Origin of the sequence: Aquisalimonas lutea (assembly GCF_030409225.1) — a bacterium.
GTDB lineage: Bacteria > Pseudomonadota > Gammaproteobacteria > Nitrococcales > Aquisalimonadaceae > Aquisalimonas > Aquisalimonas lutea.
Genome location: NZ_JAUFPK010000007.1, coordinates 189,729 through 215,784 on the forward strand (window position 1 = coordinate 189,729; position 26,056 = coordinate 215,784).

25 protein-coding genes are annotated in these 26,056 nt (G+C 61.8%); 16 read left to right on the plus strand and 9 right to left on the minus strand.

Going from position 1 to position 26,056, the window contains the following annotated elements:
- Nucleotides 1-84: 84 nt before the first annotated feature.
- The 6 genes from QWY84_RS18610 (at nucleotide 85) to QWY84_RS18635 (ending at nucleotide 9,558) form a co-directional block, all read left to right on the plus strand.
- Complete coding sequence (locus tag QWY84_RS18610; RefSeq protein ID WP_290204490.1) at nucleotides 85-381, plus strand: helix-turn-helix domain-containing protein; 297 nt, start codon at nucleotides 85-87, stop codon at nucleotides 379-381.
- Between the two features lie 187 nt (nucleotides 382-568).
- On the plus strand, nucleotides 569-2,278 hold the full coding sequence (locus tag QWY84_RS18615) for a class I SAM-dependent DNA methyltransferase (RefSeq protein ID WP_290204491.1): 1,710 nt from the start codon (nucleotides 569-571) through the stop codon (nucleotides 2,276-2,278).
- Entirely contained in the window at nucleotides 2,268-3,677 is a 1,410-nt protein-coding gene (locus QWY84_RS18620) for a restriction endonuclease subunit S (RefSeq protein WP_290204492.1), read from the plus strand. Before QWY84_RS18615 ends, QWY84_RS18620 begins: the two co-directional genes overlap by 11 nt.
- A complete protein-coding gene (locus QWY84_RS18625) occupies nucleotides 3,670-4,818 on the plus strand; it encodes a DUF4268 domain-containing protein (protein ID WP_290204493.1) in 1,149 nt (382 codons plus the stop codon). Before QWY84_RS18620 ends, QWY84_RS18625 begins: the two co-directional genes overlap by 8 nt.
- Nucleotides 4,815-7,970, plus strand: a complete 3,156-nt coding sequence (locus QWY84_RS18630) for a type I restriction endonuclease subunit R (protein ID WP_290204495.1) — start codon at nucleotides 4,815-4,817, stop codon at nucleotides 7,968-7,970. Before QWY84_RS18625 ends, QWY84_RS18630 begins: the two co-directional genes overlap by 4 nt.
- Nucleotides 7,971-8,277: 307 nt before the next feature.
- A complete protein-coding gene (locus QWY84_RS18635) occupies nucleotides 8,278-9,558 on the plus strand; it encodes a hypothetical protein (protein WP_290204496.1) in 1,281 nt (426 codons plus the stop codon).
- 199 nt (nucleotides 9,559-9,757) lie between these two features.
- Here QWY84_RS18635 and QWY84_RS18640 read toward each other — a convergent pair whose 3' ends face one another.
- Nucleotides 9,758-10,192 carry a hypothetical protein gene (locus QWY84_RS18640; protein WP_290204497.1) on the minus strand — a complete coding sequence of 145 codons (435 nt, stop codon included), beginning with the start codon at nucleotides 10,190-10,192 and terminating at the stop codon, nucleotides 9,758-9,760.
- Complete coding sequence (locus tag QWY84_RS20145; RefSeq protein ID WP_353959912.1) at nucleotides 10,156-10,665, minus strand: DUF3037 domain-containing protein; 510 nt, start codon at nucleotides 10,663-10,665, stop codon at nucleotides 10,156-10,158. Before QWY84_RS20145 ends, QWY84_RS18640 begins: the two co-directional genes overlap by 37 nt.
- Nucleotides 10,666-10,805: 140 nt before the next feature.
- On the opposite strand from QWY84_RS20145, the gene QWY84_RS18645 reads away from it, so the two are divergent.
- Nucleotides 10,806-11,051: a hypothetical protein gene (locus QWY84_RS18645; protein WP_290204498.1), complete on the plus strand. Its 246-nt coding sequence runs from the start codon at nucleotides 10,806-10,808 to the stop codon at nucleotides 11,049-11,051.
- Nucleotides 11,052-11,892: 841 nt separating this feature from the next.
- Here QWY84_RS18645 and QWY84_RS18650 read toward each other — a convergent pair.
- Nucleotides 11,893-12,159 carry a hypothetical protein gene (locus QWY84_RS18650; RefSeq protein WP_290204499.1) on the minus strand — a complete coding sequence of 89 codons (267 nt, stop codon included), beginning with the start codon at nucleotides 12,157-12,159 and terminating at the stop codon, nucleotides 11,893-11,895.
- A 558-nt stretch (nucleotides 12,160-12,717) separates the two neighbouring features.
- Between QWY84_RS18650 and QWY84_RS20150 the strand changes: the two genes are divergently transcribed.
- Nucleotides 12,718-12,867: a hypothetical protein gene (locus QWY84_RS20150; RefSeq protein WP_353959913.1), complete on the plus strand. Its 150-nt coding sequence runs from the start codon at nucleotides 12,718-12,720 to the stop codon at nucleotides 12,865-12,867.
- Here QWY84_RS20150 and QWY84_RS18655 read toward each other — a convergent pair.
- Nucleotides 12,830-13,744, minus strand: a complete 915-nt coding sequence (locus QWY84_RS18655; protein ID WP_290204501.1) for a LysR family transcriptional regulator — start codon at nucleotides 13,742-13,744, stop codon at nucleotides 12,830-12,832. The two genes, QWY84_RS20150 and QWY84_RS18655, sit on opposite strands and share 38 nt — an antisense overlap.
- Before the next feature lie 114 nt (nucleotides 13,745-13,858).
- Between QWY84_RS18655 and QWY84_RS18660 the strand changes: the two genes are divergently transcribed.
- Nucleotides 13,859-14,689 (plus strand): SDR family oxidoreductase, encoded by an 831-nt coding sequence (locus tag QWY84_RS18660; RefSeq protein ID WP_290204502.1) that lies wholly within the window; start codon nucleotides 13,859-13,861, stop codon nucleotides 14,687-14,689.
- A gap of 150 nt (nucleotides 14,690-14,839) precedes the next feature.
- On the opposite strand, the gene QWY84_RS18665 is transcribed toward QWY84_RS18660, so the two are convergent.
- The 3 genes from QWY84_RS18665 to cynS form a co-directional block, all read right to left on the minus strand.
- The gene (locus QWY84_RS18665; protein WP_290204503.1) at nucleotides 14,840-15,655 is read right to left on the minus strand and encodes a formate/nitrite transporter family protein; all 816 of its coding nucleotides are present in this window, start codon (nucleotides 15,653-15,655) and stop codon (nucleotides 14,840-14,842) included.
- A 350-nt stretch (nucleotides 15,656-16,005) separates the two neighbouring features.
- A complete protein-coding gene (locus QWY84_RS18670; RefSeq protein WP_290204504.1) occupies nucleotides 16,006-17,745 on the minus strand; it encodes a bifunctional protein-serine/threonine kinase/phosphatase in 1,740 nt (579 codons plus the stop codon).
- A gap of 203 nt (nucleotides 17,746-17,948) precedes the next feature.
- On the minus strand, nucleotides 17,949-18,392 hold the full coding sequence (gene cynS, locus QWY84_RS18675; protein WP_290204505.1) for a cyanase: 444 nt from the start codon (nucleotides 18,390-18,392) through the stop codon (nucleotides 17,949-17,951).
- Nucleotides 18,393-18,692: 300 nt separating this feature from the next.
- Here cynS and QWY84_RS18680 point away from each other — a divergent pair, with 300 nt between their 5' ends.
- From QWY84_RS18680 to QWY84_RS18705, 6 genes are all read left to right on the plus strand, one after another.
- Nucleotides 18,693-19,040 carry a P-II family nitrogen regulator gene (locus QWY84_RS18680; RefSeq protein WP_290204506.1) on the plus strand — a complete coding sequence of 116 codons (348 nt, stop codon included), beginning with the start codon at nucleotides 18,693-18,695 and terminating at the stop codon, nucleotides 19,038-19,040.
- A gap of 261 nt (nucleotides 19,041-19,301) precedes the next feature.
- Nucleotides 19,302-19,946 carry a DUF3047 domain-containing protein gene (locus tag QWY84_RS18685; RefSeq protein WP_290204508.1) on the plus strand — a complete coding sequence of 215 codons (645 nt, stop codon included), beginning with the start codon at nucleotides 19,302-19,304 and terminating at the stop codon, nucleotides 19,944-19,946.
- A gap of 109 nt (nucleotides 19,947-20,055) precedes the next feature.
- The gene (locus tag QWY84_RS18690; protein ID WP_290204510.1) at nucleotides 20,056-20,751 is read left to right on the plus strand and encodes a TVP38/TMEM64 family protein; all 696 of its coding nucleotides are present in this window, start codon (nucleotides 20,056-20,058) and stop codon (nucleotides 20,749-20,751) included.
- A 13-nt stretch (nucleotides 20,752-20,764) separates the two neighbouring features.
- Entirely contained in the window at nucleotides 20,765-22,189 is a 1,425-nt protein-coding gene (locus QWY84_RS18695) for a dihydrolipoyl dehydrogenase family protein (RefSeq protein ID WP_290204511.1), read from the plus strand.
- Between the two features lie 26 nt (nucleotides 22,190-22,215).
- Nucleotides 22,216-23,865: a sensor histidine kinase gene (locus tag QWY84_RS18700; RefSeq protein WP_290204512.1), complete on the plus strand. Its 1,650-nt coding sequence runs from the start codon at nucleotides 22,216-22,218 to the stop codon at nucleotides 23,863-23,865.
- On the plus strand, nucleotides 23,858-24,478 hold the full coding sequence (locus QWY84_RS18705) for a response regulator transcription factor (RefSeq protein ID WP_290204513.1): 621 nt from the start codon (nucleotides 23,858-23,860) through the stop codon (nucleotides 24,476-24,478). Before QWY84_RS18700 ends, QWY84_RS18705 begins: the two co-directional genes overlap by 8 nt.
- A 17-nt stretch (nucleotides 24,479-24,495) precedes the next feature.
- On the opposite strand, the gene QWY84_RS18710 is transcribed toward QWY84_RS18705, so the two are convergent.
- Entirely contained in the window at nucleotides 24,496-24,858 is a 363-nt protein-coding gene (locus QWY84_RS18710) for a hypothetical protein (protein ID WP_290204514.1), read from the minus strand.
- A 67-nt stretch (nucleotides 24,859-24,925) separates the two neighbouring features.
- A complete protein-coding gene (locus tag QWY84_RS18715; protein WP_290204515.1) occupies nucleotides 24,926-25,525 on the minus strand; it encodes an SH3 domain-containing protein in 600 nt (199 codons plus the stop codon).
- Nucleotides 25,526-25,589: 64 nt separating this feature from the next.
- Here QWY84_RS18715 and QWY84_RS18720 point away from each other — a divergent pair, with 64 nt between their 5' ends.
- Nucleotides 25,590-26,054: an SUF system Fe-S cluster assembly regulator gene (locus tag QWY84_RS18720; RefSeq protein WP_290204516.1), complete on the plus strand. Its 465-nt coding sequence runs from the start codon at nucleotides 25,590-25,592 to the stop codon at nucleotides 26,052-26,054.
- Nucleotides 26,055-26,056: the final 2 nt, after the last annotated feature.

Sequence of the window (26,056 nt, forward strand, 5' to 3'; positions counted from 1 at the left end):
GGTGCCGTGTGGAGCGTCGGGGTTGATAGTTCGCATCTTACGATGCAGAATCTACTGTAAAAGATAAAAAATGTATCTTTAAAGATGTCAAAAGAATCTTCATTGGCGGTTGTGGCCGCACGCATCAGGGGGGCTCGCGCCATACTCAGGCTGAGTCAGAAGGATCTGGCGAGCCTGTCGGGCGTGAGCCACCCGCAGATCAATCGGATTGAGCGGCAGGAGGCATCGGCCCGAATGGTGACCATTGAGGCGATTGAGCAGGCACTCACGGATCTAGGCATTCGTTTCGGGGCAGAAGACGAGCAGGGACAGCACGCAATCTACTTCGCGCAGCAGGTCGTGGACCGCCTCACGGATAACAAGCGTCCGGAGAAGCAGTGACGGCATCGAGGATTTGAGCGAGTGACGAGGCGGGAAGAATCAACCTGACTGACGAAGCGACCGATTGCTCACTGCCTCGATCATCTGCATTCAGCTCCGACACCGTTAGCGCTCGGAGCGAGTGAGCTTCGCCGCCTGCGCGTTTCCCAAAAAGTTCACCCAGAACCTTAGGATTCTGTCATCGACGATGAACACGACCGAACAGCAATTTCTCAGCGAACTGGATGCCAAGCTTTGGAACGCCGCTGACCGCCTGCGGAACAACCTGGACGCTGCCAACTACAAGCACATTGTCCTCGGGCTGATCTTCCTCAAGTACGTATCCGATGCCTTCGAGGAGCATCAGCGAAAGCTGCTCAGCCGATTCAAGGACGAGAACCACGAGTACTACCTGCCTCCGGAGGACTTCGAGGACGACGAGGAGTATCAGGAGGCCCTTGCGGAAGAGCTGGAGGACTTGGACTACTACCGGGAACAGAATGTGTTCTGGGTACCTCGTGAGGCCCGATGGCAGACGCTACGCGAGAAGGCCGCGCTGCCCACTGGCACTGTTCTCTGGCAAGACGAACGTGGCCAGGATGTGAAGCTCCGGTCCGTCTCCTGGCTCGTTGACAACGCCCTGGACGAGATCGAGAAGGCGAACTCCAAGCTCAAGGGCATTCTCCCGCGCATCAGCCAGTACCAGCTGGACAACGAGAAGCTCATCGGGCTGATCAACTCCTTCTCGGACACCAGCTTCAGCAACCCCGAGTACAAGGGCGAGAAGCTCCATCTGCAGAGCAAGGACATACTCGGCCACGTCTACGAATACTTCCTCGGTCAGTTCGCCCTGGCCGAAGGCAAGCAGGGTGGGCAGTACTACACGCCCAAGAGCATCGTCACCTTGATCGTGGAGATGCTCGAACCCTACAAGGGCCGCGTCTACGACCCGGCCATGGGGTCCGGTGGTTTCTTCGTCTCGAGCGACAAATTCATCGAGAACCACGCGGAAGAACAGCACTATGACCCCACTGAGCAGAAGAAGCAGATCTCTGTCTACGGTCAGGAATCCAACCCCACCACCTGGCGCCTGGCCGCGATGAACATGGCCATCCGGGGCATCGACTTCAACTTCGGCAAGAAGAACGCGGACACCTTCCTGGACGACCAGCACCCGGACCTGCGTGCGGATTACGTCATGGCCAACCCGCCGTTCAACATGAAGGAATGGTGGCACGCCAAGCTGGAAGGGGATGTGCGCTGGCAATACGGGGAGCCGCCGAAGAACAACGCGAACTTTGCCTGGCTCCAGCACATGCTGCATCACTTGGCGCCCGGCGGCTCGATGGCACTGCTTCTGGCCAATGGTTCCATGAGTTCGGACCAGAGCGGTGAAGGTGACATCCGGGAACGGCTGGTGGAGGCAGACCTGGTGGAATGCATGGTCGCCCTGCCGGGACAGCTTTTTACGAATACCCAGATCCCGGCCTGCATTTGGTTTCTTACCAAGGACAAAGCGAACGGTCTGGTACTCGATGAACGCAAGCGTGACCGGCGCAGTGAAACCCTGTTCATCGACGCCCGCAACCTTGGGTACATGAAGGATCGGGTGCTCCGGGATTTCTCCAACGAAGACATACGGACTATCACCGACGCATTCCATCAATGGCAGAAGGGTGAGTGCTATGAGGACAAGGCGGGCTTCTGCTACTCGGCCAGCTTGGATGATATTCGCAAGCATGGTCATGTGCTGACGCCCGGGCGTTATGTGGGTGCGCCAGAGCAAGAAGATGACGGCGAGCAGTTCGCAGAGAAAATGGAGCGCTTAAATAGCGAGTTGCGCGACCAATTCGAGGAAAGTGAGCGATTGAAGAGAGCTATTCAGAGGAGTTTGTGGAGTCTCGGCTATGAGTGCTAAGAATTGGACCACTATTGATGATATAGCTGAGGTTTTTGATGGTCCCCATGCTACACCAAAGAAGACAGATATTGGCCCATTTTTTCTCGGTATTGCATCCCTGAGCTCTGGTAGTTTGAACCTGAGTCAGTCCGCGCATGTTTCAGAGAAAGATTTTAAGAAATGGACTAGGCGGGTTACCCCGCAAGAGGGAGACGTTGTTTTCTCTTATGAAACACGTATTGGTGAAGCCGCCATTATCCCAAAGGGTGTTCGTTGTTGTCTTGGTCGTAGAATGGGGCTTCTCCGTCCGAAGCGAGATAAAGTGATTCCTGAGTATCTCTTGTACGCTTATCTCGCCCCGGCCTTTCAAAGCGTAATAAAAGCCAGAACTGTACATGGGAGTACGGTCGATCGCATTTCGCTTAAAGAGCTTCCTGATTTTCCAATTCAAGTTCCTCCGATTGAGGAGCAGAAATATGTAGTTAATGTTCTTTCTATCTTAGATGAGAAGGCCGAGATTAATCTGCAAATGAATAGAAACCTGGAACAAATCGCTCAAGCCCTCTTCAAAAGCTGGTTCGTTGAGTTCGAGCCAGTCAAAGCCAAGATGGCCGTACTGGAAGCTGGCAGTACCACCGAGGACGCGGAAAGGGCCGCCATGCAGGCCATCAGCGGCAAGAGCGACGCTGAGCTCGACAGCCTGAGAACCCAGAACCCCGAGCAGCACGACAACCTTGCACGCATCGCCGCGCTGTTTCCGTCGGCTATGATGGAGAGTGAGCTTGGGGAGATTCCAGAGGGGTGGAGCGTAGGCCAGATTTCGGACGTTGCCACCCTAAGAACGCGATCCATCAAGCCCTCCGACGCTTCGGATGAAGTGTGGGAGCATTACAGCATTCCTGCGTACGACGAGGGCAAGTATCCTAGTTTTGATCGTGGCGATGAAATCAAGAGTAACAAGTACCAGGTTCCAAATTCGGCAGTTCTTGTCTCCAAGCTGAATCCTCGATTTCCCCGGATTTGGTGGCCTCTTGTTTTCAACTCCAAGTTGTCTGTTTGTTCTACGGAATTTATGCCCTTTGTTCCTATGAGTACGGAGTGGCGAGGGTTCGTCGCCGGTCTGGTACTGTCAGAACCTTTTCAGCGCAGCATGCTGGAGCGAGTGAGTGGTTCAACTGGCAGTAGGCAGCGAGCCCAGCCCAAAGAAGTCATAAAAATGCCAGTCGTTTTGCCGGAAAGCGATCTCATTGAAGAATTTAGTCGTCGCGTAACGCCCCTTTTTCAAAAGAGCGCTGAGAACGTCAAAGAGTCAAGGATTCTATCAGAACTAAGGGACACATTGCTTCCCAAATTGCTTTCAGGCGAGTTGACGCTCTCGGAGGTAGAAAAAGAAGTGCCGGAAGCTGCCGATGTTTAAGATCGACACCACCTCCAACCGCATAACCTCCTTGGAGCAAAGGCGCTTCGCGGATCTTGGTTTCTCGGAGCGGTATCACTTGCAGGAGTGGTTGGAGAATACGCCCGAGGCGTTTGGCGAGGAGCTTCTGATCATCCAGAAGGAGTTCGATGGCTTCGATGACACCCGCGAGCGCCTGGACCTGTTGGCGCTGGACACGTCCGGGAATCTGGTGGTGATCGAGAACAAGCTGGATGATTCCGGCCGGGACGTGGTGTGGCAAGGGCTCAAGTATGCGAGCTACTGCGCCAACCTCAGTCGACATCAGATTGTGGAGATCCATCAGCGGTACCTTAACGCCCGTGGCGCCGAGGAGGAGAACGCCGCCGAAAAGATCGCGGAGTTTCTGGGTGTTGAGGACCTGGCGGAGGCAGAAATCAATGGCAGCCGGTCCCAGCGGTTGATCTTCGTCGCGGCCAACTACCGCAAGGAAGTAACAAATACCGTTCTCTGGCTGATCCAGTTCGGCATCCAGTGCCAGTGCTTCAAAGCCACGCCCTATCAATCGGGGGATGAGCTCTTTCTGAACATCGAGCAGATCATCCCGCCGCCAGAGTCCGAAGACTTTATGATTGGCATGGCGCGGAAGGAAGAAGAGAAGCAAAGCGCTAAGCAGGAGCTACGGCAGAGCCATCAGCTTCGGCCCGCGTTCTGGGAGCAATGCCTGGAAGCCTTACGAAACAGCGATTGCCGACTTTATGACAATATCAGCCCCAGTAAGGACCATTGGCTGGCCGCGGGTTCTGGTGTGAGCGGCGTCCTTTACAACCTGATCTTCGGTAAAGGCCAGGTCCGCGTCGAACTGAGCCTCCAGCGCAGCCGTGCGGACGAGAACCAGTTCATTTACGATCAACTGGAGGCGGAGAGGGAGGCGCTGGAAGAGGCGTTCGGCGATCTCCTGGTCTGGCGTTCGCTGCCGGAGCGTAAGGCCTGCCGCATCCAGTACGCTTGTTCGGTGGACGGCTTCAATCAAGATAACTGGCCCTGGATGATTGACTGGCTTGTGATGCACGCACAGCGTTTGGAGCAGACAATGAGTGACCCTCTGAAGAGGGCGGCGGATTCGCTTCGAAAACAGGGTGCCAGCAAGGCGGGACCATGAATGAAGAACAACTCGAAAATCAATGCCTCGAATGGTTCCGCGAGCAAAGGTGGGACGTGGCACATGGCCCAGACATCGCGCCCGATGGTGACAGCCCCGAACGCGAGGATTACCGCCAGGTCGCCCTTAAGGGTCAGCTCCGCGAAGCGGCGCGGCGCATCAACCCGCATCTGCCCGACGAGTGCGTGGAGCAGGTGGTGGGGCAAACTCTGAAGCCGGAGAGTCTGGACCCCATCGTCAGTAACAGAGCGTTTCACCGGATGCTGCTGGACGGCGTACCGGTCGAATACAAGCGCAACGGCGAGACAGTCTACGACCGCGCCTTTCTGATCGATTTTGAGGACGTCAGTCGCAACCGCTTCCTTGTGGTGAATCAGTTCACCATCACGGGCACTAAGCAACCTCGCCGACCGGATGTGGTCTGCTTCATCAACGGCCTGCCCGTGGCCGTGCTGGAGCTGAAGAATCCTCTTGATGAGAACGCTGACATCTGGGCCGCCTTCAACCAGATAGAGACCTACAAGAACGAGATCAGCGACCTGTTCGTATTCAACGAAGCCCTGGTCATCAGTGACGGGCTTCATGCCCGTGTAGGCTCAGTGACAGCGCCCCAGGAGCGTTTCATGCCGTGGCGCGTGATCCGGCACGAGGACGATAAGCCGCTGGTCGAGTGGCAGCTAGAGATCATGGTGCGGGGCTTCTTCGACCGGGAACTGCTGCTGGACTACCTCCGCCACTTCATCCTGTTCGAGACGGACGGTGAGCAGATCACCAAGAAAATCGCCGGTTATCATCAGTTTCATGCGGTGCGCGAGGCAGTAAAGGCCACGGTTGTCGCCGCGGGTGAGCCTGAAGGGGTTGCTGAGCGTCGTGCCGCCTATGGTGACAAGGTGGAACCGGGCAGCAAGAAGGGTGGTGTGGTCTGGCACACCCAAGGCTCTGGAAAGAGCATTTCGATGTGCTGCTACGCCGGCAAATTGCTCCAACACCCTGCCATGAACAATCCCACACTCGTGGTGGTTACGGATCGCAACGACCTGGACGGTCAGCTCTATACCACCTTCAGCAACGCCCAGGAGCTGCTCAAGCAGGCGCCGGTGCAGGCAGACGACCGGGACGAACTACGCCGCCTGCTGGCCGAGCGCGAGTCCGGCGGGATCATTTTCACCACGGTGCAGAAGTTTGCGTTGCTGGAAGACGAAAATCAGCACCCGGTTCTGAACGACCGCCACAACATCGTGGTGATCTCCGATGAGGCGCACCGCAGCCAGTACGGACTCAAGGCGGTGCTGACGAGGGATGGTCGGTACAAGTACGGCTATGCCAAACACATGCGTGATGCCATCCCCAACGCTGCCTTCATCGGTTTCACTGGCACGCCGATCTCCCAGGAAGACAAGGATACGCGTGCGGTCTTCGGTGAGTACGTTTCCATCTATGACATCCAGGACGCCGTGGACGATGGCGCTACGGTGCCGATTTACTATGAGTCCCGTCTCGCCAAGCTGGACCTGAACCACGACGAGATCGACGCGCTTTCCATACAGGTGGATGAGGTCGTCGAGGATGAGGAGGACGTGGGCCTGCGCGAGCGAACCAAGGGAGAATGGAGCCGGTTGGAGAAGCTTGTGGGTGCCGAGCCGCGACTGCAGCAGGTGGCCGCAGACTTGGTGACTCACTTCGAGCAACGCAACGCTACGCTGGACGGTAAGGCCATGGTCGTGGCCATGAGCCGGGACATCTGCGCCCACCTGTACAACGAGATCGTGGCCCTGCGTCCGGCTTGGCACCACGTGGATCCGGAGCAGGGAGCCATCAAGGTAGTAATGACTGGCTCCGCCTCGGACAAATCGCTGCTGCAACCGCATATCTACAATATGGCGACCAAGAAGCGTCTGGAACAGCGCTTCAAGAACCCGGACGACCCGCTGAGGCTGGTCATCGTGCGGGACATGTGGCTGACCGGCTTCGACGCTCCCTGCGTGCATACCATGTACGTCGACAAACCCATGAAGGGCCACAACCTCATGCAGGCCATTGCCCGCGTGAACCGTGTATTCAGGGACAAGCCCGGTGGGCTGGTGGTGGACTACATCGGGATTGCCAATGAGCTGAAGCATGCGATGAAGATCTACACCGAGGCGCAGGGCCGAGGCCAGCCAACGGTAGACGCGCACGAGGCCTATGCAACGCTGCTGGAGAAGCTCGATGCGGTGCGCGCCATGTTCGCCAAGGGACCGAAGAGCGAGGGCTTCGACTACTCTGGCTTCGCGGACAACCCCGACGCGCTGTTGCTACCTGCCGCCAACTACATCCTCGGCCTGGAAGACGGCAAGAAACGGTTCCTGGATGGCGTGCTGGCCATCAACAAGGCTTTTTCCCTGTGTAACACACTGGACCAGGCACAGGAACTGCGCACCGAGATTGCTTTCCTGAGCGCCGTCAAAGCGGCCATCTCCAAGGTCTCAAGCGTTGACCGGAAGCGCTCAGAGGAAGAGAAGAACACCACACTGAAGCAGATCCTAGACAACGCCGTTGTGGCTGAAGGCGTCTCCGACGTGTTCGCCCTGTGCGGTCTGGAGAAGCCCAATATCGGCCTGCTGGACGATGACTTTCTGGAAGACGTCCGCCAGATGCCCCAGAAAAACGTGGCCGTGGAATTGCTGGAAAAGCTTCTCAAGGACGACATCAAGTCCAAGACCGCCAACAACGTGGTCCAAGAGAAGAAATACGGTGAACGTCTGCAAGAGACGCTACGCAAGTATAACAACCGCGCAATCGAGACTGCCCAGGTCATCGAAGAGCTGATCCAGATGGCGAAGGAGTTCCAGGAACAGATGTCCCGCGAGGAGGACTTGGGCCTGAACCCGGACGAAGTCGCCTTCTTTGATGCCCTGGCCAATAACGAAAGCGCCGTTCGAGAGCTGGGAGATGAGACGCTGAAGAAGCTCGCCCAGGAGATCACCCACAAGCTCCGCAACTCGACGACGGTCGACTGGCAGGTGCGCGAGAGCGTACGGGCGCGTTTGCGGATACTGGTGCGTCGCACCCTGCGGAAGTACAAGTATCCGCCGGATCGGGCGAGCGACGCTGTGGAGTTGGTTCTGGAGCAGGCAGAGGCGCTGTCGGAGCAGTGGAGTGCAGCGTCGTAATCTTAGATTCCTGTCGATGCTTTGCCCATGGTCTGGGAGGATGGGGTTGTCAGATCGGAATTTTTTGCGGATCTTGTTTAAACAATAAACTACCATCAGCTTTCCGACTGACGGCGGACAAACAAGCGGTTCAATGCTCGGCTGGCGTCGCCGTCGCCCGACCATCTGACGCTAAGCGTTCTGTGAACTTGGTATCAAGGTTGGTTTTCTCCACTGACAGCCTGGTGCATATCTCGCCGTCGCGGTCAACGTATTCTGATGAGGATGGTTCATTCACTGTTGGTTACACAGCTAGGTTTAGGTTTATATGAACTATAGTATACATGCGGAAATTGAAACGTTCGCAAAGCATCTCGACGCACTGTATACCTCATTGCCACTTGTTATGGCGATGACAAGTATTGCAAGAAAGGATGCGTCAGATAACTTCACAAAGTTTCTAGAAGAACACGGTGAAGAAGTCGAAGAAGACGGTGAGGGTGTGAGGACCTTTTCTATTCCTCCCGAGAAGAATAGAATGGCAGCGAGGAAAAAGAAGAAAATAGATACTACTCAGGCAGCAGCAAGTTTGCTACCAAGATCGTTTATCGTCTCTTTTGTTAGTGAGTACGATGCTTATATTGGTAGGTTGCTACGTGTATTTTTAAATAGGAAACCAGATTTACTCAATGGATCCGATCGTAACATTACATATTCTCAGCTAGTTGAGTTTTCTTCTATAGAGGAAGCGAGAGAGAGTATCCTAGAAAAAGAAATAGAGACCCTTTTGCGTAAGAGCCATGAAGAACAATTTGGCTGGCTTGAGAACAGGTTCTCAGTGTCATTAAGGAAGGGGCTCGACACATGGGGGGCGTTCGTTGAGCTTACTGAGAGGCGAAATCTATTTGTCCACAATGAAGGTATCGTATCAGAACAATATATAGCGAAGTGTAGAAATAATGGTGCTTTACCAACTCCCATCCCGGATATTGGCAGCAATCTAGGCGCAAGCAGGCGTTACGTAAAAAACTCCTATGAAGTTCTGTACGAGATAGGAGTTAAGTTGGCGCACGTTCTCTGGAGAAAATTGTTTCCGGATGACTTAGAGAATGCAGATAATAGTCTGATCGAACTAACGTACGAACTCCTTGTCGCCGAACGGTGGAAGCTCGCGGAGAATTTATTGGGCTTCTCGCTTAATACGATAAAGAATCATTCTAACGATGTAAAGAAGAGGATTTTTGTTATTAATTATGCGATAGCGACAAAGCAAGGAGGCGATTCAGATAAAGCATTGAAATGCCTAGATCAGCATGATTGGACATCTTGCAGTAACGATTTCAAGCTCGCTGTTGCAGTGCTGAAAGAGGATTATGATTTAGCTAAAAATTATATGATCGCTATTGGGATTAACGGGGGAATCGCTGAGCAAGACTACAGGGAGTGGCCCCTTTTTAGAGATTTCCGCGGGACCAAACAATTCCGGGGAGGATTCGTGGAGGTATTTGGAATAGAGTATAGATCCATTGAGGAAATTGATTCAGAAAGAGGTGGAGAGGACGAAGAAGCGGGGGATGCGCCTCATGTTGATCCGGAAGGCTCTGAGTGAACTTAACGGACACCGACCTGCACTAAGTCTACGATCTATTCGTCCAGCAGTGGTGATAGCACCCTGCTTACGGCGATGTGGTAATTATCCAGTATGCGGATGAGACTGTGCTTGGCGTCCATCATCGGTCAACGGTGCTGGCCTTCCGTTATTCAGTGACCAGGTAAACGGTGTTCCTGCCGCAACCTATCGCATGCCCTCACGCATCACCCCATTCCAAGATACGCTCGGCCATCGTTTCTTCTTCGTCCTCGACCTGAGCGTTGATTCGAGCGTCTTTGCGCAGCCGCCACACAACAAAGTCGATGTTGTTTTCGACCTCGTTGAGTGTACGTTCGTCGAAGCCGAGCATGTCCTTCCGAGGCCGCATAATAAAGAAGCCGGCGCTGTCTTTTTCATGCACGCGGAGTGCCGTTTCGATGTCCACGGCGCCCCGCAGCATGTGTAGTTCGCGTGTACTGCGGCTTCTGTAGACTGCGGACAGCAGAGTTCCGAATCGTCCACGGCCGCGCAACGGCATGTCCAGCGTCCGCCGCCTTTGGATGTCTGCCGCCGTATCATCCGGGTCCATAAGCAACCAGTTCCAGTCCTCTGCGATCAGGGACGCGTCGACCCAGTCCGCTTTTTGGCGCATACGTGAGAACACCCGCTGCCGCGCCTGCTTGTTGGACAGGCTGCGAGGGCGCTGGTGTCAGCCGGCTCGGCTTCTGCCGGATGAACCGCAAGCGTCACGACGCCTTGAAATAGGCCGTTAACGGCAGCGTCGACGGTACTGTCCCTGGCTGGTTGGGAGGGTCCCAAGTATACGTGTGGGGAAGGTAGCTGGATCTCTTCTAAACTGTTGGCCTGCTCCGGCAAGGACTCCTCGACGGCCTGCATTACCAAGGCTATGTCCTGCGTCGCTAGCCGGTTGCGGAACAGGCATTCCAGGCCGCTGAACTGACTGAGGACGTGATAGTGCACCCGATGGTGCTCGTCCAGCAGCACGACACCAGCGTTGAGCATCTCGCCTGTGGTCAATTCGGGCACAAGCCGGATTGGTGCCCACTGGCCCCTGACACCGATTTCACGCGGTTTGCTGCTGGCCACGGGGTCAAAGGCTTTCATGTCATCACGCCTAGCTGCGGATGGTAGACGGCGGACGATGCACGTCGCTCCAAGAACGCGTAAGCGAACGCGACTTCGTCCTCACTCAGTATACTCGCTAGCCACTCGCGCAGGATAGAACGCACAGAGTCGAGCGCCATATGATGCTGATCGGCCGCCGCAACGGCCCGGTCCTGCATCTCACTGGGTTGCTGGAAAAGGTGAGCAAGCACCTCACGGAGGATGTTGCGGTAATCTGCATCGGGGTCGGGCCGGTCTTCTGGCCAGTCGCAGGCACCGAATATCTGTCCATGGTCGATAAGCATGATCTTGCCTCTATGCACCTGAAGCAGGTTTCCCAGGTTGCGGTCTGTGTTTGCCAGCCAGTTGTCGAACGCGATGATTGATGGGACTTGGTGGCTCGTGGTGAGCAACCTTTCGACGGCTCTTGTGTGTGCTGAACTGCGTTCGAACCAAACGGCGAACGAGGGCGCCTCCACGTACTCCGTGCACCAAGCCCACCTCCGCTGATCGTGTGCCAACCACGGGGGTTTATAATCGCCTAGATCGCATCCTTGGACCTCAAGTAGAGCCGCGTGTCCTGGTACCCACTGCTCTGCTGCAACGGCCAACACGTGTCCAATGATCTCATTGAGGATTAGTAGATCGCCCTTATAAAGCTATACGCACGCCTTGCGTTTGTTGCCGTCGCCAAAGTCGATAAATGCGAAATGAGTGTTCCCTATCAATCCCTCCGGCGCGGCTGCAAGTGGCTGCAGGTAGTGGGAGCTGTCGAGAACGGGGATGTGCGCGTCCATAGAGGCACCTTTTGCGTGAGGGTTGATAGCCGGCGCGTTTGTTCTGCTGGCAGCGCCTGTGATATCACCCCGGATAATTCAGAAGGTGGGCAGAGTTGACATGACGAAGCACGTGTTGTCTTCCACAATAAGTAGCGTACAGGCAGGGCAGTGATCGGAAGGGAGAGGCCCGCAGTATGAGTAAAACGCTATCGCTGATGCTGTCATCGTTCAATACCCCTGCACGAGATTTAGTCAGCTGCCGCTTGGAGCCGTAAGCCCTGCCATCGGGAGTCAGGTATCGAACGGTCGGCCTGAGCGAATCCACGCCATATATGACATGGGCAAGTCGCCAGCATGCTGGCACGTGCGATTGCCGTGGGTGCAACTCCGCAGGCACGGTCACGTCAGGCGGCCATTGGCCGCATGCTGCTGCGATGTGTTACGTGTGCTAAAAGACGGCCGTGGCAACTACACTGCCAGCTGCGACAACTACTGCAACTACTCCAAGAATCCAGTTCCGCTGTGTCTTCCTTCTTTCGTACTCGAACACCAGCCAGTTATACGGCGAGGCTTTGTCATAACCAACAAACTGGGACTCTCTTATTGCGTTTACTAGCCGCCTAGTCTCGATCTTTCGGATGATTTCGTGGTTTCGGGTCCCAAGATTGACGTACACGTCCTGCGCGTCGGACGTTAAACCCTCCCAGTTCGCCATAAAGCACCCTCGTAAATCATCGGCTAATCATGCACGTAACAGTGAAGGAAGCGCGTTCGCGATGATTCGATCATCGTAAAGGCTAGACATCAGCCACACTCTCGGAGAAGGGGAGCAGCTTTTCACCATGTTGACAGTAGGTTAGCGTGGAATGGCTGAGGGATGCCAACCAATGATTTGACAGCGGTTTCCACGCTGGCAGCCGCGGAACGCAGGGTGGCCAACAGTGCGGGAAGGGTAAGGTCGGTTCCGGGTCGTCAGTGCCATTGATTTGCGCTAGCGCCTATCGGTATGGGGTGCAGGTGGTCGCAGGTTCAAATCCTGCCACCCCGACCAATCAAATTGCCTAATCGCCGCTCTGGTGAGCTCAATCAGAGCGGTGTTTTCTGCAGTCCGCCCGTCTCGGGTCTGGCGGTTCGAGAAATCTGTAGGTGCCCCGACAAAGACGTCATCATCGTAGATGAGAGTGATCCCTCCCGCAGGACTTTGAGCGTATCCTAGCCAAGCTTCGGGAATTTCGTGTCGAAACCCCGAAGATTCCGAGCCCGTTCGTGTCGCATGCGTCATTGTGCGTACGCCCTCGCTACTGAGACTCTCAAGTCAGTGCACGCCGAGGCGGCTGCGCGACTGCTGAACGGCGTCGCACTGAATACAGCACTGTGGGTTGCTGTCAGTGCGAAACCCCGGTGGGAATATTCACTTCCTTGAGCACATCGATAAACGCACGCAATGGTGCCGGGACATGACGATGGCCGGGGTAATAGACGCAGAGTCCCTGCTCGGGCGGGCACCAGTCAGACAGCACCGGCACCAGGTCGTTGTTTTCCAAATAGGGCCGGGCAACCATGTCAGGAAGATAGGCGATGCCCATTCCGGCTGACGCAGCTTCGGCCATTAGCTCCAGGTGATCGAGGGTCAACGGACCTTGAGCGTCGACTGAGAGTTCTTTCCCGTCTTTTTCAAACTCCCAGCGATAAAGCTTTCCACTGGGCATTCGATGACGGATGCAAGCGTGTCTCCGCAGCTCATCGGGGGTTTGGGGTGGCGGATGCAACGTGAGATAAGCGGGTGAAGCGACGGCCAAAAACCGGATTTCGGGACCGAACCGGACGGCAATCATGTCCTGAGGTACGGTTTCGCCCAAGCGAATACCGGCATCAAAGCCCTCTGCCACGATATCGACCAACCGTCCTTCGGTTACCAGATCGATTTCAATCTCGGGGAATCGCTCTCGAAACACCGGAACGACATGGCGTAGCAGTATGCGTGCCGCGGTTTCAGTGGCGTTGAGCCGAACGACACCGCTCAGACGATTCTGCTGCAGTTCAATCTCCTCGAAGGCAGCGTCAAACTCGCGTAGCAGGGGTCGCACGCGCCCCAGCAGCCTGGCTCCGGCATCGGTCAGTGCCACGCTTCGGGTTGTACGGTTAAACAACCGAGCGTCCAGTCGCGTCTCCAGGGTGCGCATCATGTGGCTCAGTGTGGACGGCGGCATCCCAAGCTCATCCGCCGCCTTGCGAAAACTACCGTGTGAGGCAATCGCGGAGAAAGCGGCCAGCACATTGAGATCGGGCTTTTTATTCATGCAAATAGTGCATCTGTATATCCAATAAGGAACGGATTATCACATCAAAGAGGGGAGCTTACTATCGCACACCATGACTTGCGATACGTGATCCACTCTCTAAGGAGACAACAGATGACAAAGACGTGGTTTATAACCGGTACTTCTTCAGGGCTTGGCCGCCTGATGACAGAAAAGCTTTTGGCACGTGGCGACAGGGTCGCGGCGACACTGCGCAAACGCGGTAGCCTCGATGATCTCAAGGCGCGATATGGCGACCGTCTCTGGGTAGCTCAGCTCGATCTCACAGAGACGGACCAAATACGGAAGGTGGTTGATGCCGCTTTCAGTGAACTGGGGCGCATCGACGTTATTGTGAGCAATGCTGGATACGGTCTGTTCGGTGCGGCTGAAGAGCTGAGCGACTCCCAGATCGAGCGACAGATTGCCACGAACCTCATGGGATCGATCCAGCTTATACGGGCGGCGCTTCCTCATTTACGGGAACAGGAGGGTGGCCGCCTTGTTCAGGTATCGTCGGAAGGTGGACAGATCACCTATCCCAATTTCAGTCTCTACCACGCGACCAAGTGGGGCATAGAGGGATTTGTCGAATCTGTCGCCAAGGAAGTTGCTCCGTTTGGAATCGATTGCCTGATCGTTGAGCCGGGCCCGACGAAAACCCATTTTGCTTCCGGACTGGATCATGCCCGGTCCATGGCCTGCTATGACGACACTCCGGCGGGTGAGGTCCGGCGGGCATTAGCGTCTGGCGCCTTCGCCGTTAAGGGCGACGCAAGTCGGACAGCGGATGCCATGGTGGCGGCGGTAGATGCTGAGAAGCCACCTTTCCGTCTCGCATTGGGGAGCACCGCTTATGCGTCCATCAGCCAGGCGCTAACCGAACGGCTTCGCTTGGTGGAGGAGCAAAAAGAAATATCGTTTTCTGCTGACCAGACTGCTTGATCGCAGTTAGCGAACCCCAGCGGGGGCAAGCGGTGCGGAACCGCTTGCCCCCGTTTTCGTTTCAGAGTTTCCGAAAGGAGCGGGAGGGTTGCCGGGCGTCTGTGCTCCCGGACCCTCCCGCTCCCTGACCCATTTCCCTTTCGTTACTGCTCAGGCGGCGAACTGGCGCTTGGGCTGGGTGCGCACGTGCGTGGTGTAGAGCGCCGCCCCCACGAGGATCAGGCCGCCGGCGAGGTTGCCGAGCACGGTCGGGATCTCGTTCCACATGATGTACTGGTACAGGGTGAAGTCGGCGCCCATCATGAGGCCGATGGGGAACAGGAACATGTTCACCACGGAGTGCTCGAAGCCGAGGTAGAAGAACACGATGATGGGCATCCACATGCCCATGATCTTGCCCGGCACCGAGGTGGAGATGGCGGCGCCGACGACGCCCATGGACACCATCCAGTTGCAGAACATGCCGCGCATGAACAGCGTGATCCAGCCGCCCAGCCCGGCGTCCTGGTAGCCCACGGTCCGGCTCTCGCCGGCGCTCATCATGGTCCGGCCGACGTCGCTGATCTCCTGGGTGAAGCCCATGGTGAAGTTCAGCGCGCCGAACACGGCGATGAACAGGGCGCCGGCCAGGTTGCCGAGGGCGACCAGACCCCAGCATTTCAGCATCCGGGGCAGGGTTACCCCGGGTCGGCCGTCGAGCCAGGCCATGGGCACGAGCGTGAACACGCCGGTGAGCAGGTCATAGCCCATGAGGTAGAGCATGGCGAAGCCGACGGGGAACAGGAGCGACCCCAGCAGGAATGAGCCGGTCTGCGTGGCGATGGTGATGGCGAAGATCACCGCCAGCGCCAGGGTGGCCCCGGCCATGAAGGCGCGGATCAGGGTATCCCGCGGCCCCATGTATACCTTGGACTCGCCCTGGTCGACGAGCTTCGTGACGAACTCGGATGGCTGAAGATAGGACAAGGTTGCATCCCCCTTTTCTGTGGATAATCCAGTTGCGTTGCAAAGGTTCACCGGGCCCGCGGCGCTGTCCCGCGGATCCCGCGACGAAATCGCATGCATCCCGGTCGCTGCGCTGCATCACACGTGCCAGGGCGGCGAGCCGGCCGACGGCGCCGGCGCAAACGGCTGCTCGCGGCGTCCGGATGCGCCGGCGTTAGGCGCTTGACAGCGGAATCCCGCCGGGGGCGACGGGCTCGGTGCGCCGATGGCGGGTGACGGGTCAGGGCAGGGCGTTGCACAGCGCTGGTGCGCTGGCGCCCCGCATGCCCACGGGTGGGGCGCGGGCCGGTGCGCCGTTCCCGGCGTTGCGCCTATGACGGGGCCTGGTTCAGCAGAAGGATGGCCAGGATGGCGACGATGACGGCGAGCACGAGGGAGGTGCCCTTCCAGAAGAGCTCCGGGTCCCGCTCGATCAGCGGCGGCCGCGTCTCGCTGATGAACTCCCTGCGCGGGTTGTGCAGGTCGAAGAGGAACTCCGAGACCTCGTCATGCCGCTTGGCGGGGTCCGGGTGCAGCGCCTTGCGCAGGGCGCCGTCGATCCAGGCAGGGCAGTCCCGGTTGTAGCGGCGGACGGACGTGTACTTGAGCTTGTTACGCGCCGCCCGCGTTCTGCACTGCGGGACCCGGGTGCCGTAGGGCAGGCTTCCGGTGAGCATCTGGTACGCGATGGTGGCCAGGGAAAAGAGATCCGAGCGGGACGAGCCTCCCTCGCCGAGGAAGTATTCCGGCGCCGTGTACTGCTCCGTGCCCAGGATCTCGCCGTCGTCGGCGCGGGCGGTTTCCGTGATGCCGGCGACGCGCACGGAACCAAAGTCGATAATCCTCGCCGTGCCGGTGTCGTCGATCAGGATGTTGTCGGGGCGGATGTCCTGGTGGAGCATCTCCTGCCTGTGGAATGCCCGCAGGCCCTTGCCGATCTGCTCGATGATGGCGCGCACCTTCTCCACGTCGGGCTTGGGGTGGTCCTTCATCCACTGGGTCAGCGTCGTTCCCTCGATGAGCTCCATGACCACGTACAGGTAGCGGTTTTCGCGTGTCTTCTCGAAGGGCTTGAGCACGTGGGGGCTGTTGATCCGCCGCGCGATCCACTCCTCCATGAGAAACCGCTCCAGGGCCCTGGGGTCGTTGCGGATGTCGCTGGCCGGGGTCTTGAGGGCGACCCGCGCGCCGGTTTCCCGGTCCACGGCGAGGTAGACGCGGCTGCGGCTGCTGGCGTGCAGGGGGCGGACGATCTCGTAGCCGTCCAGAACCGCGCGCGCGTCCGGCTCCGGGGGGAACGGGAGGTCCGTCAGCCGCCGGTGGACGTCGGCCGCGGCCGGCTCGGGCAGCGCGTCGACCCGGAGGATCTGTACCGTCAGGTTGTCCCCGCTGCCCCGGTCGAGCGCCTCATGGACCAGCGCGCGGGCGGCGGTATCCAGGTCGCCGTCGCCGTTGCCGACGGTCGCGGCGAGGAATGCGGTGCCGACGTGCTCGTAGACGCCGTCGGTGGCGAGGACGAAGACATCGCCCGGCTCCACGTGCAGCGACTGGTAGTCGATCTCGACGTGGTGGTCCACGCCCAGGGCGCGGGCCAGGTAGCTCCTGTCGCCGGCGACCCACTGCCGGTGGTCCTCGGTGAGCTGCTCCACGGCACGGCCGCGCACGCGGTAGATCCGGGCATCGCCCACGTGGAACAGGTGCGCGGTGGTGGACTTGATGACCAGGGCGCTCAGCGTGCAGACGTAGCCCCGGTCCATGTCGTCGCGGTACCGGCTCCTGCGCGTCTGCGCGTGGAGCCAGGAGTTGGTCGCCGCGAGCACGCGCTGGCAGGACTTCTTGACCGACCACGCCTCGGATGTGCAGTAGTAGTCTTCCAGGAAGCTCTTGACGGCGGTCTCGCTGGCGATGTGCGCCACGTCGCTGCTGCTGATGCCGTCCGCCACGGCGGCGGCGACGCCCTTGGCGCTCAGCCGCGGCTCATCGGGGACGCAGGCGCCGTGGAAATCCTGGTTCGCCTCCTTGCGGCCCTTGTCGGAGTGCTGCCCTATGGCTACCTGCAGTCCAGCGGTCATGGTCGCTTGTCCGTGGTGACGGGCGATGGGCGGGTACGTTGCCGGCGAAAGGCGTCCGCTTCAACGGGAGCGATCCGGCACTCGGTCGGCATCGGTGGCGGCCGGCACGGCATCACGCTGGATGCCGTGCCGGGGCCGGTTGCGCGCTTCGGGGACGACGCGGCAGGCCGGCGTCCCGCCGGGTATGGCGGAGTCCGCTCGCCCTACCAGCGCTTGTACGGGAGGAACTTGCCGTCGAGGGTGATCCTGACCCGGTCGCCCTTGGGGTCCTCGACCCGGTCGATGTCCATGGTGAAGTCGATGGCGCTCATGATGCCGTCACCGAACTTCTCGTGGACGATCTGCTTGATGGTCTCGCCGTAGACCAGGCCGATCTCCTTGAAGCGGTAGACCAGCGGGTCGTTCATCAGCGCCTCGCCCTGCTGCGCCTTGGTCGGGCACTGGGTCAGCGCCGGGACCACTTCCCTGCCCAGTCCCAGCGTGTCGGCTAGCTTCTCGGCCTGTTCCGAGGTCATGCTGTGCTCGCCGAGGCAGGTGGCGCAGACGAACACCGGCGAGCAGCCGATCCTGGCGGCAATATCCTCCCAGCTCATGTTCTTCGCTGCCTTGGCCTCGAGGACGGCTTCGCGCATCTCGTTCTTGGTCATGGACGACCTCCATCAGTCGGGTTTGCATGGACTTCCTGCAAGGTTGGTAAGGCGCGTCCGCCTGGTGCTGGCCGTGCGCGAACGCGGCTTTGCAGGGACTAGCGAAGACCGTGCCAGCGGGTGAATCGGCTCCAGGCGGGGCAGCGGCGGCACTTCGCCCCGGCCGGCGGTGCCGGGTCTGCACCGTCCCGGGGCGGAACCGTCGACAGTGGTGCACCGGCGGGGTGGTTTCCCGCGCCTCGCCGTGATGGTCTACGCTGGCCCCATTCAGCTCGTCACCAGGGCGAGGGGAGGGCCGAGATGAAGTTCGCAGCGCTGGTGGCCATTCTGGCCGATGACCTGGAGGAGCAGGCGATCGAGTCCGCCAGGGAGGCGGGGGCAGGCGGCGTGACCATCCTGGACGCCCGCGGGATCGGCACCAGGGAGAAGGAGACGTTCTTCGGGCTGCCCTATGAGGACAGCCAGTCGGTGCTGCTGTTCGTGCTGGAGAAGGAGCTTTCCGCGCGGGTTGTCGAGCGCCTGACCCGGGACCTGGAGCTCGACACCCACAGCAAGGGGGTGGTGTTCACCCTGCCGCTGGAGCATGTCGCGGGCATCGATCCGCAGCAGCTGGAGCGCTTCCAGTCCCGGCTCAACGACGAGGCCTGAGCGCGCCGTGCCCCGGGCGATGGAAGCCGACGTCTGTACGCGGCGGGAATCGCTGCTGCAATACGTAGATTCCGCATTGTCTCCGGGCCGCCGAGCGTCGGCGGCCTCCCTTGCCGGACCACGCCGTCCCGGCAAGGGGCCCGGCCGCTGCTATGATGAAACCCGCTTCGCCCGCGCATCGTGGATTTCCCGTATGGGCGCCCGGTGGGCGGGATGCGTACAGTGCGGCGAACCGTTCAGCAGGCAACAACAGGGTGGCACGTGCAGAGACGACTGGTGACGATTCTCGGGGCCGCCGGCCTCCTGCTGCCGCCGGCCCTGCCGGCGGAGCCGGTGGTCTATACGCCGGAGGACATCATCGACTGGGAGGGCCACTCGTTCTCGGGGGAGACCCGCTACGAGCTGGTGGAGGTGGACGGCCGGCAGGCCGTGCACGCCCGCTGCACCGACGCCAGCGCCTCGGGCCTGTTCCTCCAGGAGGAGGTCGACCTGGAGGCCACGCCCATCGTCGAGTGGCGGTGGCGCGTGGACGAGGCCTTCAGCGGCATCGACGAGACCACCAAGGCCGGCGACGACTACCCCGCGCGCATCTACGCGGTGGACGAGCACAGCATTCTCCGTTGGCGCACCCGGGCGCTGAACTACGTCTGGAGCAGCGAGATGGAGCAGGGCGCGGACTGGCCCAATGCCTATGCCTCCCAGGCCCACATGATCGCGGTGCGCTCCGGCCCGCCGGAGCGCGAGGGCCAGTGGCACATCGAGCGGCGCAATCTGCGCGAGGACTTCCGTCGGTTCCACGACCGCGACCTGGAGCGGATCAACGCCTTCGCCATCATGACCGACTGTGACGACGTCGGCGAGCCCGCCGAGGCGTGGTACGGGGAGATTCGCCTGCTGCCCGAGTAGCCACGCGCGCCGCGGGCGACTCAGCAAAACTACGCATGGCCGCCGGCCGGCGGCGACGGGCATACTGCAACCCGGTTGCATCGCTCGCAGTTCCGGAGGATACACGCGCATGACCCTGCAATGGCGGACCATGGTGCGCATCGCGCTGGCCCTGGGCCTGGTCGCCGCGGTGGTCGCGGGCTACCAGTTCCGCGGCGAGCTCAGCCCGGACATGCTGCAGCGTCGCCTGGACGAGCTGGGCGCCCTGGCCCCGCTGGTCTTCATGGGCGCGTACGCGGTGGCGACGGTGGCCTTCGTCCCGGGACTGGTGTTCACCATTGCCGGGGGCGTGCTGTTCGGGCCGGTCCTGGGCACGGCGTACAGCCTCACCGGCGCCACCGTCGGCGCCCTGCTGGCGTTCCTGGTGGCGCGCTACCTGGCCTCGGACCTGGTGGCCCGCTATACCGGCGGCCGCCTGCGCAAGGTCATCGTCGGCGTGGAGCGCGAAGGCTGGCGGTTCGTGGCGTTCACCCGGCTGGTGCCGCTGTTCCCGTTCAACCTGCTCAACTACGCCCTGGGGCTGACCCGCATCGGCATCCTGCCCTACGCGCTGGCCACCTACATCTGCATGGCCCCGGGCGCGTTCGCCTACACCTGGGTGGGCCATGCCGGCGCCGAGACCGTCGCCGGGGGCCGCGGCGGCATCAACGCACTGCTCATCGCCCTGGGGCTGCTGGCGGCGGTGATCTTCCTGCCCCGGCTGGTCCGGCGGGTCAAGCGCGACCCCACCGCGGACGTGGCGGAAGCGGACGAGCCCACCCAGTGACCCGGAGAGGCCCATGACGCAGCGCTACGACCTGGTCATCCTCGGCGGCGGTGTCGGCGGTCTGGTGACCGCCAGTGTCGCCGGTCAGCTCGGCCTGGACGTGGCGCTGGTGGAGCGCACGGGCCGGCTCGGCGGCGACTGCCTGCACTACGGCTGCGTGCCCAGCAAGACGCTCATCCGCTCCGCCGAGGTCGCCCATCTCGCCCGCGATGCCGGCCGCTACGGGGTTGCCGCCACGGCCGCGGCCACGGACCTGGGCGCCGTCATGGACCGCGTGCGCGAGGTGGTCGCGCGCATCCAGGAACATGACGACCCCGAGCGCTTCCGCGGCTACGGCGTGGACGTGGTCTTCGGCGAGGGGCGCTTCGTCGACGCCCGCACCGTCGCCGTCGGCGATCGCCGGCTCCAGGGCAGGCGATTCCTCATCGCCACCGGCTCGCGGCCGGCGGTGCCGCCCGTGCCGGGGCTGGAGGAGGCGGGCTACTGGACCAACGAGACGGTCTTCGACCAGCGCGAGCTGCCGCGCCGCCTGGCGGTGCTCGGCGGCGGCCCCATCGGCCTGGAGCTGGCCCAGGCGTTCGCGCGGCTGGGCAGCGAGGTGACGGTCATCGAGATGGCCGAGCGCATCCTCCCCCGGGAAGACCCCGAGATCACCGGGGAGCTGCAGCGCCTCCTGGCGGACGAGGGCATCACGATCCGGGTCGGCACCACCGTCGAGGGGGTGGACGCCGGCTCGGAAGGGGCCCGGCTGTCGTGCCGCGACGGTGCCGAGGCGTTCGCGGTGGACGCCGACCGCATCCTGGTGGCGGCGGGGCGTCGCCCCAACGTCGAAAGCCTGGAGCCGGACAACGCCGGGGTCCGGGTGGAGGCGGGCGGCATACCGGTGGATGCCCGCATGCACACCAGCGCGCGGCACATCTTCGCCTGCGGCGACGTCACCGGGCTCTACCCCTTCACCCACGTGGCCGAGTACCAGGCCGGCGTGGTCATCGCCAACGTCGTGTTCAAGCTGCCGAAGAAGGCGGACTACCGGGTGGTTCCGTGGGTCACCTACACGGCGCCGGAGCTGGCGCACGTGGGCCTGACGGAGTCCACCGCCCGGGAGCACGGCTATACTGTGCAGGTGGCGCGGTTCCGGTTCGCCGACGTCGATCGCGCCCTGGCGGAAGGGACCACCGGCGGGCTGCTCAAGCTGGTGGTGCACAAGCAGCGCATCATCGGGGCCACGGTGCTGGGGCCGCACGCCGGCGAGCTGATCCACGAGCTCGTGCTCGCCATGCAGGCGGAGGTGAAGATCAAGCACCTGTCGGCAGCGGTCCACGCCTACCCGACCCTGGCACAGATTCACCGGCGGGCCGTGAACACGCTGTACGCCGACAAGCTCTACGCACCGTCGACGCGGCGGCTGGTGCGCTGGCTGCACCGGTTGCTGCCATGAGCGCGAGCGGGTCGCGGAGATCGATGATGGCGAATGCTGCCGACACCCGCGAAGCGCGCCTCCGGGGGTGGTCCGGCGTGCTTGCCCACGGGGCCACGTTCGCCCTTTACCTGGGCCTGGCCGTCTGGGCATCGAAGTTCATGTTCGCGGACCCGGACGTGCCCCTGATCTGGCCGGCCACCGGCGTCGCCCTCGCGGCCATCTGGCGCTTCGGCTACCCGCTGACGCTGACGGTCTTCGCCGCCTCCACGCTGTCCTACGCGACGCTGGGCGTGCCCGCCCACGAGGCCACGCTTCTCGCCCTGGGCAATTCCGTCGCCGCCGTTATCGGCGCGGGATTGCTGCGGCGGCTGCACTTCCGCGGCGACCTGGCGCGCATGCCGGAGCTGTTCAAGCTCATCGCCGTGGGCATCGGTGCCACCGGCCTGCTCAGCGGCACCAGCGGCGCCCTGGTCCTCACCGGCATGGCGCCGGAGCTGACCAAGAGCATCCTGCTGTGCTGGCTGGCGGACGGCATGGGCGTGCTGCTGTTCGCTCCCCTGGCCGTGAGCCTGCGGCGCGAGCGCTTCCACGCCCCGCAGGCCCTGGCTCTGCTGGCCGCCCTGGTCGTCGTGCCGCTGCTGACCTTCGTCGTCTACTCCAGCTGGATCCCCGACGCGCTCGCGCTGCCCCTGTCCTACGCGGTGTTCCCCATGGTGATGCTGGTGGCCCTGCGCTTTCCGCCCTGGGCCGCGGCGGCGGTGACCCTTCTCGCGGCCATGGTGGCCATCCAGTGCACGGCCATGAACAAGGGGCCGTTCGCCCACGAGGGCATGGGACCGGACCTGCTGTCGCTGCACGCGCAGCTCGCGCTGCTGGCGGCGACCGGGCTGTTCCTGGCGGTGCTGCGCCAGGAGCGGCTGGCCGCGGAGGCCCGCGCCCGGGAGCATCTGCACATGCTCGCCCGCGCCGGGCGGATCAACGCCATGAGCGCCCTGGCCGCCGGCATCGCCCACGAGATCAACCAGCCGCTGTGCGCCCTGAGCAGCTATGCCCAGAGTGCCAACCGCATGCTGGCCCGCGGCGCCTCGACGGACGAGCTGCGCGTTCCCCTGGAGCGCGTCGTGACCACGGCGGACCGGGCGTCGGACATCGTCCGCCGGACCCGCCGGTTCCTCGCCGGCGGCGAGGCCCGGAACGAGGCCGTGGATCTCAACGACCTCGCACGGGATGCCCGGGGCCTGCTGGAGCCGGAGTTCCGCCGCCGCAACGTGACCCTGGATCTCGTCCTGTGCGATGCCGCGGTGGTGGTGGAGGTCGAGCCGCTGGGCATGCAGCAGGTCCTGGTCAATCTCATGCAGAACGCCCTGGAGTCGGTGGATGCCGGCGGCAACGCCGCGCGGCGCTGGGTCCGGGTGCAGACGGCGCTGGCCCGCGAGGGCCGCGAGGTGGTCCTGTCCGTGGTCGATGGCGGGCCCGGTCTGCCCGACCCGGACGACGAGGGGCTGTTCGACCCGTTCACGACCACGCGCCAGTCCGGCACCGGCCTGGGCCTGGCCATCGCCCGCTCCATCATCGAGGCCGAGGGCGGCCGCATCGACGCGGCGAACGAGCCGGGTGCCGGGGCGTGCTTTCGCATCCGCCTGCCCGTTCGCGACCAGCACCCGGGCCCGAACGAGGAGGCAAGCCATGGCTGAGCAGATCTACCTGGTGGATGACGATCCGGACGTCCGCGACGCCGTCGCGTTCCTGCTGGAGAGCGACGGGCTCGCCGTGGCGACGTTCGCCGAGCCGCAGGCCCTGCTGGACCGTGTCGACCCGGGCAGCCGGGGGTGCCTGGTGCTGGACGTGCGCCTGCCGCAGATGGACGGCCTGGAGCTGCTGGATGCCCTGCGTGCGCGCTCGGTGGACATGCCGGTGGTGTTCATCTCCGGGCACGGCGACATCCCCATGGCCGTACGCGCCGTCCAGGCCGGTGCCCTGGATTTCCTGGAGAAGCCGTTCCGCGATGAGGTGCTGCTGGAGAAGGTGCGCAACGGCCTGGAGCTGGACCGCTACCGGCGCGATCACCACGCCGAGCGGGCGGAGGTGGAGCGGCGGCTCGACGAGCTGACGCCCCGCGAGACCGAGATCATGGAAGGCATGCTGCAGGGCAAGCTGAACAAGGTCATCGCCCACGACCTGGATATCAGCGCGCGCACGGTGGAGGTGCACCGGGCCAACGTCCTGGAGAAGCTGCATGCCCGCAACAGCTCCGACATGGTGCGCATGGTCCTGTCCACGGACCGCTACCGCGACTGGCTGCTGTAGGGGGGCGGCCCGCGCGGCTACTCCATGCCCACCATCTCGCGGAGGGTCTCTTCCTGCAGGATCAGGCTGCCGTGACCGTCCACCTCGTAGCAGGTGAGGGTGATGGTGTCCCCCGCCGTGGCCGGCGCCGGTGATACCCGGGCGGTGATGGTCCGGTAGCCGATGCCGTCGTGGGCATCCTCCTCGACGCCGGAGCGTTCCTCGTCGAGGATGAGGTCGGCGTCGTACATCCGTCCCAGGGCGATATCCGGGCGCTCGCGGTGCGTGTCGACGCAGCCGGCGTAGGGCTCCGGCATGCGATGCAGGCCCGAGAGGATGACGGCGGCGACGGCCACGACAATGGCGGCGACGAAGACGATGAATCCCGTCATGCGGGTCATGCGAACCCCCTGCAGTTGCTGAAGACGCAACAGGATGGCGTGCGTCGCCGTGCGGGTCCAGCCCGATTCAGCGCGCCTCCGGGGTCAGCGCGTGCTCGCCCCGGTAGGCACTGTGGATGTAGGGATGAGCGCCGGAGGCCGGGTCGCGGATGACGACGGTCGCCGGCACCCCCGAGTTGTCGGCGGTGGCCCACAGGCGCAGCAGGCTGTCCAGGTATTCCTTGCGGGTTTCGGCGGGCAACTCCAGGAAGCCGTTGTGCGCATCCACCTGCAGCACCCCGAAGCCCAGGTGCACCGGTGCCCGGAAGTAGGCCGGCGGGCCGAAGGGGTTGGCCGGGCTGGCGGGCTCGAACAGCGCCGCGAAGTTGTCGAAATCCGGCGATGCCGGGGCCTCGTCCGGGGGCGAGGTCAGCCGCTCCAGCAGGTCGCGGTGGATCCAGGCGCGCCGGCCCTCGCCGTTGATCGCCACCTCCATCCAGTTCTCCTGCCGTTGCAGCTCCATGACCGCGGCGCCGCGGTTGCGCTGGGTCAGGACGCCGTGCTCGGTGCCCGGGCCGGCGCGGAGGTTGGAGGAGTGCTCCCGGATCTCCCAGAAATCCCCCGGCTGTGCCGGCAGCGACGAGCAGACAAGAAGGAGCGCGGCGGCGCCCAGGCGGTGCCTGTTCATGGGATTGCGTCCGTGAGAAACTGAATGTGTACCAAAATGGTCCGATTTGATGTAGACTGAGTCTATGATACGCATCAACCGGGAAACCGACTACGCGACAGCGATTCTCGGCGTCATGGCCGAGGGCCCGGGAGAGCGCTTCAGCACGACCTGGCTTGCGGACCGGCGCGGCCTGCCGCCGGCGACGGTCAGCAAGATCCTCAAGCAGCTCGTGCACGCCGGGCTGCTGGAGTCGCATCGCGGCTCCAAGGGCGGGTACAGTCTGGCACGGCCGGCGGAGGAAATCTCCATCGCCGAGGTGGTACGCGCCATCGAAGGGCCCATCGCCCTGACGGACTGCATCGAGGGAGGCGGCGAGGCATGTCAGTACAGCCCCTACTGCGTCATCAGCAGCAACTGGTCGCGCATCAACGATGCCTTCCACCGCGCCCTCGAGGGAGTGAGCATCAAGGACATGAGTCAACCACTGTCGCCGGAGCACCCCAGTCTCCGGGGCATCGACATCCGGATTAAAACCGCAGTGAGCTGAGC

Bases quoted from the DNA above. Each gene is read 5' to 3' on its own strand.
- QWY84_RS18610 (WP_290204490.1), top strand. From the start codon at position 85: ATGTCAAAAGAATCTTCATTGGCGGTTGTGGCCGCACGCATCAGGGGG.
- QWY84_RS18615 (WP_290204491.1), top strand. From the start codon at position 569: ATGAACACGACCGAACAGCAATTTCTCAGCGAACTGGATGCCAAGCTT.
- QWY84_RS18620 (WP_290204492.1), top strand. From the start codon at position 2,268: ATGAGTGCTAAGAATTGGACCACTATTGATGATATAGCTGAGGTTTTT.
- QWY84_RS18625 (WP_290204493.1), top strand. From the start codon at position 3,670: ATGTTTAAGATCGACACCACCTCCAACCGCATAACCTCCTTGGAGCAA.
- QWY84_RS18630 (WP_290204495.1), top strand. From the start codon at position 4,815: ATGAATGAAGAACAACTCGAAAATCAATGCCTCGAATGGTTCCGCGAG.
- QWY84_RS18635 (WP_290204496.1), top strand. From the start codon at position 8,278: ATGAACTATAGTATACATGCGGAAATTGAAACGTTCGCAAAGCATCTC.
- QWY84_RS18640 (WP_290204497.1), bottom strand. From the start codon at position 10,192: ATGCGCCAAAAAGCGGACTGGGTCGACGCGTCCCTGATCGCAGAGGAC.
- QWY84_RS20145 (WP_353959912.1), bottom strand. From the start codon at position 10,665: ATGAAAGCCTTTGACCCCGTGGCCAGCAGCAAACCGCGTGAAATCGGT.
- QWY84_RS18645 (WP_290204498.1), top strand. From the start codon at position 10,806: ATGATGCTGATCGGCCGCCGCAACGGCCCGGTCCTGCATCTCACTGGG.
- QWY84_RS18650 (WP_290204499.1), bottom strand. From the start codon at position 12,159: ATGGCGAACTGGGAGGGTTTAACGTCCGACGCGCAGGACGTGTACGTC.
- QWY84_RS20150 (WP_353959913.1), top strand. From the start codon at position 12,718: ATGCGTCATTGTGCGTACGCCCTCGCTACTGAGACTCTCAAGTCAGTG.
- QWY84_RS18655 (WP_290204501.1), bottom strand. From the start codon at position 13,744: ATGAATAAAAAGCCCGATCTCAATGTGCTGGCCGCTTTCTCCGCGATT.
- QWY84_RS18660 (WP_290204502.1), top strand. From the start codon at position 13,859: ATGACAAAGACGTGGTTTATAACCGGTACTTCTTCAGGGCTTGGCCGC.
- QWY84_RS18670 (WP_290204504.1), bottom strand. From the start codon at position 17,745: ATGACCGCTGGACTGCAGGTAGCCATAGGGCAGCACTCCGACAAGGGC.
- cynS (WP_290204505.1), bottom strand. From the start codon at position 18,392: ATGACCAAGAACGAGATGCGCGAAGCCGTCCTCGAGGCCAAGGCAGCG.
- QWY84_RS18680 (WP_290204506.1), top strand. From the start codon at position 18,693: ATGAAGTTCGCAGCGCTGGTGGCCATTCTGGCCGATGACCTGGAGGAG.
- QWY84_RS18690 (WP_290204510.1), top strand. From the start codon at position 20,056: ATGACCCTGCAATGGCGGACCATGGTGCGCATCGCGCTGGCCCTGGGC.
- QWY84_RS18695 (WP_290204511.1), top strand. From the start codon at position 20,765: ATGACGCAGCGCTACGACCTGGTCATCCTCGGCGGCGGTGTCGGCGGT.
- QWY84_RS18700 (WP_290204512.1), top strand. From the start codon at position 22,216: ATGGCGAATGCTGCCGACACCCGCGAAGCGCGCCTCCGGGGGTGGTCC.
- QWY84_RS18705 (WP_290204513.1), top strand. From the start codon at position 23,858: ATGGCTGAGCAGATCTACCTGGTGGATGACGATCCGGACGTCCGCGAC.
- QWY84_RS18710 (WP_290204514.1), bottom strand. From the start codon at position 24,858: ATGACCCGCATGACGGGATTCATCGTCTTCGTCGCCGCCATTGTCGTG.
- QWY84_RS18715 (WP_290204515.1), bottom strand. From the start codon at position 25,525: ATGAACAGGCACCGCCTGGGCGCCGCCGCGCTCCTTCTTGTCTGCTCG.
- QWY84_RS18720 (WP_290204516.1), top strand. From the start codon at position 25,590: ATGATACGCATCAACCGGGAAACCGACTACGCGACAGCGATTCTCGGC.